Raw genomic sequence first — 12,831 nt, forward strand, 5'->3', positions numbered from 1 at the left:
ATAGTTTTTTTAACTTTTTTCGATAATAATTTGAATGGTATGAGCAAGTCCTGTGTGGAGCATACCTTCATTTCGTACTTGTTCACCTGTGAAAAAATGGATAATTTTATAAGATTGACACCATTTTAGAACATCTAATGGATCATATAAAAAATCAAGCTGTTTTGGGCCACCCGAGGCGTAAGGTAGTTGATAAATTGAATAAAGTTCCATCATAATACGACCGCCAGATTTTACAGAATCTACAATCCGCTTAAACACTTCTTGTTGCTGTTCAGCTGGAAAATGTCCAAACACCATAATAGCAGCATCAAACATTTCTACTGGTAGTTCATCTTGCAGTAAGTCAGTAAGCTTTATCTGAACTGTAACATTATGTTTTTCTGCGAGCTTGTCAGTTTTTTCAAGACCGCTTTCGGCATAATCAAAGGCAGTTACTGTATGTCCCTGTATAGCTAAAAATACAGCATTTCGACCTTCACCTTCTGCGTATGCAGCCACGTTTGGAAAATCTTTTAAGTAGTGTACATAGTCTTCTATAAATGCATTTGGTTGCTCACCATAAACATATTCGATTGTGTCAAACCGTTGATCCCATGTGTTCATCTCATCACTCCCATAACTTTTTTCAGCGGGTGTCCAGACATCCGCTGAAAAAAGTTAAAGCCTCCGGCGGATGTCACAGAATCGGCTTTGTGCAAGTACAAAGCCGATTCTGGACGCAATTATGCCGAGGCATAATTGATTATATTGTAAGTGAAGTAAGCTCTAAAATCGAATTTTTTGCTTAGTTCATGAAAGCAACTATGCGTTGCGAATTAGCAAATAACAACTTCTAGAATAAAGTGTAATAATCCATTATTATTTGATCAAAATCCGATAAGTTGGAGGTGAAGTTCGATGAATTTGGAAAACCGTTTAAAGGAATTAAGAGAACAACATAAGTATACACAGGATGATGTCGCAGGTTTTTTAAATATTTCAAGACAATCAGTTTCTAAATGGGAGTTAGGAAAGGGCTATCCTGATATTGATAATTTAAGAAGGTTAAGTGATTTATATAAAATTTCTTTAGATCAGCTTATTACTGGGGAAGAAAAATATCATACACTAGAAGCCTCAGCCCCTGATTCAAATAAATCCGATCATAAAACTGTTGGGGATTTCTTGTGGAGACATTGGTGGCTTATTTTTCCTATATTTGGTATGATCTCTGCTTGGTTTCATTACTATTAATCAACAAAAAGCTACCTCTCTTTGAGGTAGCTTTACCATTAAATAATAGGTTTACGTTCTTTTATGACGCGAATGGTTTTTAATGTTGTATCTTCAGGCCCTTGAACAGGTAAACCAGCTTCAATATTCATTTGAATATAACGAATATTTTCTTGAGTAATTATTTCCCCGGGAATAAAAATCGGAATACCTGGGGGATATACCATAACGAATTCTGCACAAATACAATTATCCGCTTCTGCAAGAGGAACAACTTCAGTATCTGCATAAAATGCATCACGTGGTGACATGGCAAGTGCAGGAATTCCCGGTACATTGACCACTGTTTCAGTAATAGCAGCTTCTGAATCGAATGCTTTTGACATACGATTAAGGGCATTGATGAGGAGATTAATTTCCTTTTTCGTATCACCTAATGTCACTAAACATAAAATATTGTATAGATCCGACAATTCTACTTCAATATTAGCATTATGACGAAGCCATTCTTCAGCTTGATGACCGGAGATACCTAGATCTTTAACACTTATTAGTAGCTTTAAAGGGTCCATATCATAAGTTGCTGATGAATTTAATTTTTCTTTACCAGCACATTTTAAATGTGGAATTAGGTTAATGCGTTTACGAGCATCCTTTGCCAAGCGAAGTGCATCACCAATTAAATCATAACCATGGATTGCTAGCTGACGTCGTGCTGTGTCAAGGGAAGCAAGTAATGGATAAGATGTCGATGTCGTCGTTAGCATCGACAGGATAGCTTGTACACGTTTTGCAGAAACAAGTCCTTCACGAACATTTAAAATAGACGTTTGAGTCATAGAACCACCAAGCTTATGTACGCTTGTTGCAGCCATATCAGCCCCGGCTTCCATTGCGGAGTAAGGAAGATCATCATGGAATTTAATGTGTACACCATGTGCTTCATCGACAACTACCGGAATATTGCGGCTATGGACTATTTCGACAATACGCTTTAAGTCTGCTGAGAAGCCGTAGTACGTTGGATTAATGACAAGAACTGCTTTTGTATCTGGATAAGCATTTAAAGCTTTTTCAACAGCTTCTGGCGATATTCCATGAGAAATACCGTATTCACTATCTACTTCAGGATGAATAAAAATCGGGATTGCACCAGCGAAAACAATCGCCGACATAATGGATTTATGTACATTCCGTGGTACTAGAATCTTATCACCTGGACCGACGACGGTCAGAATCATCGCCATGATGGCGCCACTAGTACCTTGAACGGAAAAGAATGTATGATCAGCACCAAAGGCTTTGGCAGCAAGTGCTTGCGCTTCTTTAATGGCGCCTTTTGGTGAATGTAAATCGTCTAGTGGAGCAATATTAATTAAATCAATTGATAAAACGTTGTCGCCGACGAATTCTCGGAATGCAGGGTCCATACCCTGCCCTTTCTTATGGCCTGGAATATGGAACTGAATTGGATGTCTGTTCCGATGTTTAAGTAATACGTCGAACAATGGAGTCTCTAATTGTGACAACGCAGGTACCACCTCACTTTTTAATATTTAAGAAAACAAATGAATTATAGCACCTAATTGCATGAAAAAAAAGACTTTACTGAAAAAATAAAAATAAAAGGATTTTCAGACGATTTCGAGAAATTAGTATCGTAGGAAAGGGGAGATACTATGAATTGGAATACACGTGTGACAAATCTTTTAAATATTAAATACCCTATTATTCAAGGAGGGTTAGCCTATTTAGCATATGCTGATTTAGCAGCAGCGGTGTCGAATGCTGGGGGGCTAGGGCAAATTACAGCAATGAGTTTACGAGATCCTGACTTATTGCGCGCTGAGATTCATAAAGTACGAACATTAACGGATAAACCGTTTGGCGTAAATTTTGCAATTGGTATGTATGGCACTGGCTATGAGGATATGGTCCGTGTTGCAGTGGAAGAAAAGGTACCAGTCGTTACAATGACTGGCGGGAATCCTGCACCTATTTTTGATATTTTGGAAGGAACGGATATAAAAAAATTAGTACTTGTTGCTGCACGTAGACAAGCTCAAAAGGCAGAAGAACTAGGCGCAGATGCTGTTATGGTAGTTGGGCAAGAGGGTGGAGGTCATCTTGGACGCGATGATATCGGGACAATGGTACTTGTGCCACAGGTTGTAGATAGTGTGAAAATACCTGTTATTGCCTCCGGTGGGATTGGTGATGGCCGTGGCTGGATGGCAGCCCATGCACTGGGAGCAGAGGGAATTGAAATGGGCACGCGTTTTATAGCGACAAAGGAATGTGTTGATGCCTCTGAGGCTTATAAAGAAGCCTTACTCGCAAGCACCGAGGCAGATACGACTGTTATAAAACGCTCAATAGGTGCACCTGCACGAGCGTTGCGCAGTGAATTTACGGAAAAGATTTTAGAAATTGAGCGCACTACACCTACGTATGAGGCATTAAAAGATTATATTAGCGGGAAAGCAAATAAACGTTTTATTTATGATGGCGAAAAAGATGAAGGACTTGGCTGGGCTGGACAAGTTACAGGAATGATTCATGATATTCCAACAGTTGAGGAGCTTATCACTCGAATGGTTGCAGAAGCAGAAAGTATCCGGGTAAAATGGAGGCAGTAATATAAAGGTGGTTATGTCCAATGGAATACTCTTATCCGTTTTCGACGGATTGGTCAACTGAGGAAATTGTTGATGTTGTCCAATTTTTTGAAGGAATTGAACAAGCTTATGAGAAAGGCATTAAGCGTGAAGTGATGATGGCGAAATATCGTCGTTTTAAAGAAATTGTTCCTTCACAGGCCGAGGAAAAAACAATTTTCCGTGAATTTGAAGAAGCAAGTGGCTATGTCAGTTATCCTGTTGTGAAACAAACAAAAGATGCAACTGATGGCACAATTATTAAAGTTGCTCCGAAGCAACGTAGATAAAAATTGACTGGGACAAAACTGGTCAAAACCTTAAAAAGCGCGAGAAATCAATTTTAGAAACGTTGATTTCTTGCGCTTTTCTAATGTGGAACTTTTAAAATTTGCTTTTAAAAGAGGGTGATTTCCGTTTCAGGCTACTCATCATAGTTTATCGGAACAAAATCTTTATCGGAACAATTTTAGCTTTTATCGGAACAATTTCAGTTCTTGTTTTTATCTGATAGCTTTACACTATCTCTGTGTTAAAAATAAGCGTTTTTCATATACTACATATACAATATAAAACATTTTGAAAAGCAGAGAAAAAATAATAATTTCCTCAAACTCTCATCCAAAAAAATATTCTTCATACAAATTTTCATTTGCTAGGGATAATAACGTAAATTTTCCACAATATATAAATACAAGGTTTTGTCATTGAAAATTATTTTAGTTATTATGCCACAAAGCTTGAAGTACAATCCGTCAAACTTTATTTTCCAACAATGATGTTGTAAATAGGGAGTAAACGGCTAAAAGTGTCTTCAGTTAATTGCTGAAGTTGACTAGCTGACAGCTTGACGGCTTGATCTTTTGGAATATGTCGCCCTACTAAAAACTCACCTTTTTTAACATCACGTAAACGAAGAAGTAATTCATCTAGCTTGTCTCCTTTAGCATCTTGCATGGAGATTGCTGCTGGAGACATATGATCCCCAGAGACAATGAAATCATCAGGAAGTTGCTGTAGCATTGCTCTGTTGGCGATTAAACGTTCTGCTATTTCACTTTTATGAGGAGCTTCATAAATAATAGCTAAGACGATGAATAAATGTGTGCTCCAAAGACCAATCTGAAAGTGAGGTAATGATTTATAACCTCTTTTGTAGGGAGCGAAGGCAACCCAGCTGTCATTCGGGGGATTTACTGTTCTACGTGCATGTTTTGCAACATGTGGAAAAAATTCTTCTCCAAGATGACTCGAAAAGAAGGAAGAGAAATCCTCCCCTAGAATTTGGAATTTCGGTCGTACACATTCATTTAAGGCATCCATTCTCTGTTCTAATCCGTCTATTTGAAAAACATTGAAGTCTTTATTCGTCCATTTTATTTTCGGCATTTTTTATTAACTCCTTTCGATTTATAAGGTTTATTTTATAACGAAAATGGGAAAAAATCTTATAACAAGAACTTTATCGAAGCTGATAAGTCACTGTGAAAAAATAAAAAAAGGAAGTGATTTTTATGAAACCAATCGTAAAAATTATACGTAAAGTCGACATTGAAAAGCAATATGAACACATTTTACAATTAGAATTAGATTATGAATTAGCCTCGCTCTTTTCGGCAATGAATGAAAAAAATGAGTTTGAAATTGAAAAAAGTAAAAAACGTCTGGCTGAAATTCAGCTTGAACTTGATAGCTTGCACGCCTATGCGTAGTCAAAATTTTATACCGATTTGAAAAATCACTTGCTGAATATTCCGACAGCAGGTGATTTTTATTGCTATAAAGGGTAAAATGGATTGTATATCATAATGGGAAGTACTATTTTCAAGGAAGTATTAGGTGCTACGTATTAACAAAATGTCATGAGGAATCAAGCCTTAAGTAGTGAGAAAGTTGAAAAGCATTGCTAAATGTATAAGGCCTTTTCTTATAATCGAAGGGTGGGTTTTTATGGATTTACAACAAATTGATCAATTTGCGAAAAGTATTATATTTGAAGCGGGGAGCCGTATTCGGGAGGCCTTTTCGTACAATCTAGTTATCGAGACAAAATCAAGTGCCAATGATCTTGTTACAAATATTGACCGTGAGACAGAATTATTTTTTATCGAAAAAATACGAAGTTTCGATCCAACCCATAAAATTTTAGGGGAAGAAGGAATGGGAGAGAAAGTAGAGTCGTTAGAAGGTGTTGTATGGATTATTGATCCAATCGACGGCACGATGAATTTTGTGAAACAACATCGTCATTTTATGATTTCTATCGGTATTTTCATTAATGGAGTAGGCAAGCTTGGTTACATATTTGATGTCATGCGTGAAGATTTATTTTATGCGATTGCAGGCGAAGGGGCATGGTACAATGACTCACCATTACGTAAATTGCAGTCAGTCAAAATGGAGGAATCGGTCATTGGTATAAACGCACACTGGGTAGCACCAAATCGACATATTCACCATGAAAAAGTAATTGAAATGGTTCGGAAAATACGTGGTACGCGGTCATATGGTTCAGCCGCAATGGAAATAGCGTTTGTTGTCAGTGGTAAATTAGATGCTTATGTATCTATGCGACTATCGCCATGGGATATTGCTGGAGGTACTATTATCGCTAAGGAAGTTGGTGCCATCACCACTAATTTACATGGAGAGGGTTTTGATTTCTTGCATCAGGATACGTTTATCATTGCCAATCCTTCTATACACAAAGAGTTATTAGAAAAATATCTTGTGCCTTATGTATAATAAAGGAGCCGTCTATTTTTTAGACAGGCTCCTTCTTACTTAAGCAATCAACTCTTATTAAAGTAAGCCTTGCTCACGTAGTTTGCGTTTCATTTTAAAGGCTGTCATGAAAATGACACAAGTAGCCACAATGCCTGCTATTATACCTAATCCACTACCAACTGACACAGAATATCCGATAGAACACATTGCTAAAACAGCCGCTAATGCGTAAACGGCCATTACGAATTTTGCACGATTCATAGCCGAGCCTCCTATATTAAAAATTTGTAAATCAAATATATTTTTTAGAATGAGGAAAATTCTAATAAGGACATTTCTATCCTTCTTGTGCTATAATATCACAGTTAAACATTCGAAAAAAGAATATGGAGTGGAATAATGACAAACTTACGTCAAGATCTTCGCAATATCGCAATAATCGCCCACGTTGACCATGGTAAAACTACTTTAGTCGACCAATTACTAAAACAATCAGGTACATTCCGTTCAAACGAACGTGTTGAAGAACGTGCAATGGACTCTAACGATATTGAACGCGAACGTGGTATTACGATTTTAGCTAAAAATACAGCAGTAAACTATGAAGGAACTCGTATCAACATCCTTGATACGCCTGGACACGCTGACTTCGGTGGTGAGGTAGAACGTATTTTAAAAATGGTAGATGGCGTTGTACTAGTTGTCGATGCGTATGAGGGTTGTATGCCACAAACACGTTTTGTGTTGAAAAAAGCATTAGAACAACGTTTAACACCAATCGTTGTTGTTAATAAAGTAGACAAAGATTCAGCTCGTCCACTAGAAGTAGTAGATGAAGTACTTGAATTATTCATTGAACTAGGTGCAGATGAAGATCAATTAGACTTCCCTGTTGTCTATGCTTCAGGTGTAAATGGTACAGCTTCTTTAGACGCTGATCCATCTAAGCAAGAAGCGGATATGAAATGTCTATTTAAGAAAATTATCGAAGCTATTCCAGCACCAATTGATAACTCAGAAGAGCCATTACAATTCCAAGTAGCTTTACTTGACTATAATGACTTCGTTGGACGTATCGGTATTGGTCGCGTATTCCGCGGAACAATTTCTGTAGGTCAACAAGTATCTCTTATGAAGTTAGACGGAACAGTGAAAAACTTCCGTGTAACGAAAATCTTTGGTTTCTTCGGCTTAAAACGTGAAGAAGTTGAGACAGCAAAAGCTGGTGACTTAATCGCCGTTTCAGGTATGGAAGACATCAACGTTGGTGAAACAGTTTGCCCTGTTGAGCACCCAGAAGCGCTAACGCCATTACGTATTGATGAGCCAACTTTACAGATGACTTTCTTAGTAAACAATTCTCCATTCGCAGGTCGTGAAGGGAAATGGGTTACTTCTCGTAAAGTAGAAGAGCGTTTACGTGCTCAATTACAAACAGACGTATCTTTACGTGTTGAAGATACTGATTCTCCAGATGCTTGGACAGTTTCAGGTCGTGGGGAGCTTCACTTATCTATCCTTATCGAAAACATGCGTCGTGAAGGCTTCGAATTACAAGTGTCAAAACCACAAGTAATCGTGCGTGAAATCGACGGCGTGAAATGTGAACCTTTCGAACGCGTTCAAATAGATGTGCCTGAAGAAAATGTTGGTTCAATTATTGAATCAATTGGTACACGTAAAGGTGAAATGCTTGATATGGTGAACAACGGTAGTGGTCAAGTTCGTTTAACGTTCTTAGTACCAGCTCGTGGATTAATCGGTTATACAACTGAATTCATGTCGATGACAAAAGGTTTCGGTATTATCAACCATACGTTCGATTGCTATCAACCATTATTACCAGGAAGAATTGGTGGCCGTCACCAAGGTGTACTAGTTTCAATGGAAACTGGTAAATCAACAACTTATGGTATGATGCAAATTGAAGACCGTGGTACACTGTTCTTGGAGCCAGGTACAGATATTTACGAAGGTATGATCGTTGGAGAAAATACTCGTGACGCTGATATCACTGTAAACATCACAAAAATGAAACAAAAAACAAACATCCGTTCAGCAAACAAAGACCAAACGAATGTTATTAAAAAGCCACGTATTCTATCACTAGAAGAAGCGCTTGAATACTTAGGTGATGACGAGTACTTAGAAATCACACCAGAATCTATTCGCCTTCGTAAACAAATTCTAGATAAAAACGAACGTGAGAAAGCAGCGAAAAAATTACGTAACGCAGAACAATAATTTTCCGCTGACATGAAAGGAAGAGGAGTCTTGGATATAAAGTCCGCTTTATTGGGTGAACTAAATGTTATTCAAGTTGCTGCATCAACAAATGCAGAGGAAACAACAAAGGTTTATGAGAGAATGGCTGGTATAACAAGATTTTTATATGAAAATTTACCGAGCTATGACATTGCAGGCTTCGTTGTATTTCTTCTTGTATTTGTACTTTCTGCAATTGTCTATAAATTAGGCTTTGCAAAGAAGTTAAAGCTATCTCAAAATATTGCCATTTATGTGTTCCTATTCCTGGGATGTATTATGTTGACGTTTTTCGCGTTATTCCTACCTATGATTGAGGGTCTCATCGTAGCGGCGTTAATTTTGATTGTATATAAAACACGTATGTGGCGTGAAAAAAGAGAAGAGCAACAAGCTGCAAATCAATGAGAGTAGCTTGGCTCCTATACCGTGAAACTTGTATTGAGTTTTTAAGTAATAAAACAGCCTTAGCATTAATTTGCTAAGGCTGTTTTATTTGGTATAGTAAAAAATTTTATCGTTTTAAGCCATCTACATATAAACGATTGGCTACGGAACCCATTTTCAATCGATTGTGTCTCTCAAACCTAAATTGATTGGCACCGAAATCTTCTAGTGTGAATAAGTTAATGTCGATAGGCTTATTTCATCAATCAAGGAGGAAATGGAATGCGTTGGCTTAAAAAAGGTTTACTATTTAGTGTTGTCGCTTTGTTACTCCTTTCTTTGACAGCGTGTAATAAAACGGAGCTTGAAAAAGTCAAAGTTGGAGAAGTGACGCGCTCAATTTTCTATGCGCCGCAGTATGTAGCACTTGAAAAAGGGTACTTCAAGGATGAAGGGCTTTCCGTTGAGCTACAAACAATTGCAGGTGGCGATAAGACAATGACGGCGTTGCTTTCTGATGGAATTGATATCGCCTTAGTTGGATCAGAGACATCTATATATGTAACGCTACAAGGCGCCAATGACCCAATCCAAAACTTTGCGCAATTAACACAAACAGATGGCACATTTTTAGTTGCGCGCAAAAAGATGGATAATTTTTCGTGGGATCAGTTAAAAGGCTCTACATTTTTAGGGCAACGTAAAGGAGGAATGCCACAAATGGCGGGTGAGTTTGTCCTGAAAAAGCATGGCATTGACCCTGCTAATGATTTAAAGCTTATTCAAAACATTGATTTTGCTAATATTTCTACAGCCTTTGCTTCTGGAACAGGGGACTATGTACAGCTATTTGAACCAACAGCGAGCATGCTTGAGAAAGAAGGTAAGGGCTATATTGTCGCGTCGTTTGGTACTGAATCCGGGCAATTACCTTATACATCGTTTATGGCGAAGAGCAGTTATTTAAAGGACAAAGCGAAGACCGTTCAAGGTTTTACAAATGCATTGAAACGAGCACAGGATTTTGTACAAAAAGCGAGTTCGGCCGAAATAGCGAAAATTATTCAGCCATACTTTGAAAATGTAGATGTTGGATTAATTGAAACTGTGGTAGAGCATTATAAATCACAGGGTTCCTATGCTACAGATCCTATTTTGAATAAGGGAGAATGGGATAACTTGCAAACGATCATGGAGGAAGCAGGTGAACTTCCTCAACGGGTGGATTATGAAAAGCTTGTGAATACAACCTTTGCTAAAAAGGCAGCTGAGTAATATGGAATTTTTAAAAGTAGAAAATATTCACCATAGCTATTTTTCGAATACGCAGGCAAAGGAAGTTTTACGTGATATCAGTTTAGATATTCGTGAAGGTGAGTTTGTTTCTTTTATAGGACCGAGCGGATGTGGGAAAACGACGTTATTATCAATTATTGCGGGCTTATTTTCGTCTACAGAAGGCGAGGTATACATTGATGGTGAGGAAATTTCAACACACAATCAGTCTCTCATAGGCTACATGCTTCAGCAAGATTATTTATTTCCTTGGAAAACTATCGAAGAAAATGTCACTATAGGTCTGAAAATAATGGAGCGAAGCACTAAAACTCATAAAGTAACTGCAAATGCACTTTTACAAGAAATTGGTTTACCGCATGTAGGGAACAACTATCCGAGAGAGTTATCAGGTGGCATGCGTCAACGGGTTGCACTTGCAAGAACTTTAGCAGTGGACCCTAAAATTTTATTGCTAGATGAACCATTTTCGGCACTTGATTATCAGTCAAAATTAAAACTTGAGGAATTGGTTGTTGAAACGTTAAAGGCCTATCAAAAAACGGCAGTTCTTGTGACACATGATATTGGTGAAGCGATTGCGATGAGTGAACGGGTATTTCTATTCTCTGCAAATCCAGGTACATTGCATAGAGTATTTACTATACCTCCAGAGTTACAAGAGCTTTCACCTTTTAATGTTCGACAGCATCCAGCATATTCAGATATATTCCAAACTATTTGGAAGGAGCTGGAGAGTCTTGGATAATACATTATTTAAACAGTATCAGCAATTGCTAAAAAAAGAAAAGCGCTATGTTCGATTATATCAGCTGATCATCTTACTTGTATTTTTCGGTGGGTGGGAGCTTCTTTCAAGATTCGGATGGATTGACCGTTTAATATTTAGTTCACCAACGAATGTATGGCACACATTAGTAGAAAAAGTGAGTGATGGTACGTTAACACTTCACGTTGGTGTTACTTTAATGGAAACGATTATTGGCTTTATTGCGGGAACACTAATAGGTACATTAATAGCAATAGTATTATGGTGGTCACCGATGATATCAAAAGTACTTGATCCATATTTAGTTATCTTAAACGCCATGCCGAAAGTTGCTTTAGGACCAATTTTAATAGTCGCACTTGGTCCGGGTTATTTTTCTATTGTAGCAATGGGTGCATTGATTTCAATAATTATTACAACCATCGTAGTTTATACAGCTTTTAAAGGGGTGGATCCAAACTACAGCAAAGTATTACAAACTTTTGGGGCAACCAGGTGGCAAATATTTAGAGAAGTTATTTTACCCGCTTCATTTCCAACGATTATTTCTACTTTGAAAGTAAATGTAGGGCTTTCTTGGGTAGGTGTCATAGTTGGTGAATTTTTAGTTGCCTCAAAAGGGCTTGGTTATTTAATTATTTATGGCTTTCAGGTGTTTAATTTTAATCTTGTGCTTATGTCACTTCTCATAATCGCCTTTTTTGCGACGATTATGTATCAGATTGTCGAGTTGATTGAGAAGGCGATTGTAAAAAATAATGGTTAAACGGTTAAAGAGGCGGGGAAATAAGTATATTTTTAAAGGAGAATTAAAAAATTTCACATCAGAAATGCGCGAAAAATCAACGTTCCTAAAATTGATTTCTCGCGCTTTTAAAGGTTTTGAGAAGTTTTGTCCCAGCCTCTTCATAATGTTGAAAAACAAAATGATCAAGGGGATTTTTATGAATGTTGTGGCTCTTGAGGGTGGCTTCCGTTCTGGGCTACTTGCTTTCACTGCAGGAAGCTTTGCTATGCGACGAAAACGAAACGACAGGAGCACTAATAGCCTTCCACTCCAATCAGCGGTAGAGTAGAGCTTTTATAAATTTTATTCATTTCAAAAGTGATCACTATGGCTACTCACCATAATCGAACAGAAAAGATTTATAACAGTGACGCTATTGTACACCTGTTGTTGCTGCCGCTACGTTAACACTTCGCTTTCGCACAGAAAACATTTGCCGCTGACACTTCGTTTTCGCGCAGAAAACATTTGCCGCTGACACTTCGTTTTCGCGCAGAAAACATTTGCCGCTGACACTTCGTTTTCGCGCAGAAAACATTTGCCGCTGACACTTCGTTTTCGCGCAGAAAACATTTGCCGCTGACACTTCGTTTTCGCGCAGAAAACATTTGCCGCTGACACTTCGTTTTCGCGCAGAAAACATTTGCCGCTGACACTTCGTTTTCGCGCAGAAAACATTTGCCGCTGACACTTCGTTTTCGCGCAGAAAACATTTGCCGCTGACACTT

The 12,831-nt window shown here is 38.0% G+C and carries 15 protein-coding genes; 10 read left to right on the forward strand and 5 right to left on the reverse strand.

The features are described from left to right. Positions 1-9: 9 nt before the first annotated feature. The gene (locus tag ABH968_RS17510; RefSeq protein ID WP_370045976.1) at positions 10-606 is read right to left on the reverse strand and encodes a class I SAM-dependent methyltransferase; all 597 of its coding nucleotides are present in this window, start codon (positions 604-606) and stop codon (positions 10-12) included. A gap of 294 nt (positions 607-900) precedes the next feature. On the opposite strand from ABH968_RS17510, the gene ABH968_RS17515 reads away from it, so the two are divergent. Continuing rightward, positions 901-1,236 (forward strand): helix-turn-helix transcriptional regulator, encoded by a 336-nt coding sequence (locus ABH968_RS17515; protein WP_370045978.1) that lies wholly within the window; start codon positions 901-903, stop codon positions 1,234-1,236. 38 nt (positions 1,237-1,274) lie between these two features. Here the strand turns inward: ABH968_RS17515 and ABH968_RS17520 are convergent, their stop codons facing one another. Beyond that, entirely contained in the window at positions 1,275-2,744 is a 1,470-nt protein-coding gene (locus ABH968_RS17520; RefSeq protein WP_370045980.1) for an aminotransferase class I/II-fold pyridoxal phosphate-dependent enzyme, read from the reverse strand. Between the two features lie 150 nt (positions 2,745-2,894). On the opposite strand from ABH968_RS17520, the gene ABH968_RS17525 reads away from it, so the two are divergent. Then, entirely contained in the window at positions 2,895-3,854 is a 960-nt protein-coding gene (locus tag ABH968_RS17525; protein WP_370045981.1) for an NAD(P)H-dependent flavin oxidoreductase, read from the forward strand. 20 nt (positions 3,855-3,874) lie between these two features. Further along, positions 3,875-4,162: a UPF0223 family protein gene (locus ABH968_RS17530; protein ID WP_079559718.1), complete on the forward strand. Its 288-nt coding sequence runs from the start codon at positions 3,875-3,877 to the stop codon at positions 4,160-4,162. A gap of 472 nt (positions 4,163-4,634) precedes the next feature. On the opposite strand, the gene ABH968_RS17535 is transcribed toward ABH968_RS17530, so the two are convergent. Continuing rightward, entirely contained in the window at positions 4,635-5,261 is a 627-nt protein-coding gene (locus ABH968_RS17535) for a YktB family protein (protein ID WP_370045983.1), read from the reverse strand. Positions 5,262-5,386: 125 nt separating this feature from the next. On the opposite strand from ABH968_RS17535, the gene ABH968_RS17540 reads away from it, so the two are divergent. Together ABH968_RS17540 and ABH968_RS17545 are read left to right on the forward strand one after the other, a co-directional pair. After that, positions 5,387-5,584, forward strand: a complete 198-nt coding sequence (locus ABH968_RS17540) for a hypothetical protein (protein WP_370045985.1) — start codon at positions 5,387-5,389, stop codon at positions 5,582-5,584. Positions 5,585-5,822: 238 nt separating this feature from the next. Next, positions 5,823-6,617 carry an inositol monophosphatase family protein gene (locus ABH968_RS17545; RefSeq protein WP_370045986.1) on the forward strand — a complete coding sequence of 265 codons (795 nt, stop codon included), beginning with the start codon at positions 5,823-5,825 and terminating at the stop codon, positions 6,615-6,617. A gap of 57 nt (positions 6,618-6,674) precedes the next feature. Here the strand turns inward: ABH968_RS17545 and ABH968_RS17550 are convergent, their stop codons facing one another. Next, a complete protein-coding gene (locus tag ABH968_RS17550; protein WP_370045988.1) occupies positions 6,675-6,860 on the reverse strand; it encodes a DUF5325 family protein in 186 nt (61 codons plus the stop codon). Positions 6,861-6,998: 138 nt separating this feature from the next. Here ABH968_RS17550 and typA point away from each other — a divergent pair, with 138 nt between their 5' ends. The 5 genes from typA (at position 6,999) to ABH968_RS17575 (ending at position 12,082) form a co-directional block, all read left to right on the forward strand. After that, the gene (typA, locus tag ABH968_RS17555) at positions 6,999-8,843 is read left to right on the forward strand and encodes a translational GTPase TypA (RefSeq protein ID WP_370045990.1); all 1,845 of its coding nucleotides are present in this window, start codon (positions 6,999-7,001) and stop codon (positions 8,841-8,843) included. A 30-nt stretch (positions 8,844-8,873) separates the two neighbouring features. Further along, on the forward strand, positions 8,874-9,272 hold the full coding sequence (locus tag ABH968_RS17560; protein WP_268638022.1) for a YlaH-like family protein: 399 nt from the start codon (positions 8,874-8,876) through the stop codon (positions 9,270-9,272). Positions 9,273-9,533: 261 nt separating this feature from the next. Beyond that, entirely contained in the window at positions 9,534-10,526 is a 993-nt protein-coding gene (locus tag ABH968_RS17565; protein ID WP_370045992.1) for an ABC transporter substrate-binding protein, read from the forward strand. Position 10,527: 1 nt separating this feature from the next. After that, complete coding sequence (locus ABH968_RS17570) at positions 10,528-11,295, forward strand: ABC transporter ATP-binding protein (RefSeq protein WP_370045994.1); 768 nt, start codon at positions 10,528-10,530, stop codon at positions 11,293-11,295. Then, positions 11,288-12,082: an ABC transporter permease gene (locus ABH968_RS17575; protein WP_370045996.1), complete on the forward strand. Its 795-nt coding sequence runs from the start codon at positions 11,288-11,290 to the stop codon at positions 12,080-12,082. The genes ABH968_RS17570 and ABH968_RS17575 overlap by 8 nt, the downstream gene beginning before the upstream one ends. Before the next feature lie 394 nt (positions 12,083-12,476). Here the strand turns inward: ABH968_RS17575 and ABH968_RS17580 are convergent. Next, on the reverse strand, positions 12,477-12,831 hold a 355-nt coding region (locus ABH968_RS17580; RefSeq protein ID WP_370045998.1), incomplete at its 5' end, for a hypothetical protein.

The sequence above is a fragment of the Lysinibacillus sp. RC79 genome, from assembly GCF_041262405.1.
Lineage (GTDB): Bacteria > Bacillota > Bacilli > Bacillales_A > Planococcaceae > Lysinibacillus.

Coding starts and splice junctions, on each gene's coding strand:
- ABH968_RS17510 (WP_370045976.1), bottom strand. CDS start 606: ATGAACACATGGGATCAACGGTTTGACACAATCGAATATGTTTATGGT.
- ABH968_RS17515 (WP_370045978.1), top strand. CDS start 901: ATGAATTTGGAAAACCGTTTAAAGGAATTAAGAGAACAACATAAGTAT.
- ABH968_RS17525 (WP_370045981.1), top strand. CDS start 2,895: ATGAATTGGAATACACGTGTGACAAATCTTTTAAATATTAAATACCCT.
- ABH968_RS17530 (WP_079559718.1), top strand. CDS start 3,875: ATGGAATACTCTTATCCGTTTTCGACGGATTGGTCAACTGAGGAAATT.
- ABH968_RS17535 (WP_370045983.1), bottom strand. CDS start 5,261: ATGCCGAAAATAAAATGGACGAATAAAGACTTCAATGTTTTTCAAATA.
- ABH968_RS17540 (WP_370045985.1), top strand. CDS start 5,387: ATGAAACCAATCGTAAAAATTATACGTAAAGTCGACATTGAAAAGCAA.
- ABH968_RS17545 (WP_370045986.1), top strand. CDS start 5,823: ATGGATTTACAACAAATTGATCAATTTGCGAAAAGTATTATATTTGAA.
- ABH968_RS17550 (WP_370045988.1), bottom strand. CDS start 6,860: ATGAATCGTGCAAAATTCGTAATGGCCGTTTACGCATTAGCGGCTGTT.
- typA (WP_370045990.1), top strand. CDS start 6,999: ATGACAAACTTACGTCAAGATCTTCGCAATATCGCAATAATCGCCCAC.
- ABH968_RS17565 (WP_370045992.1), top strand. CDS start 9,534: ATGCGTTGGCTTAAAAAAGGTTTACTATTTAGTGTTGTCGCTTTGTTA.
- ABH968_RS17570 (WP_370045994.1), top strand. CDS start 10,528: ATGGAATTTTTAAAAGTAGAAAATATTCACCATAGCTATTTTTCGAAT.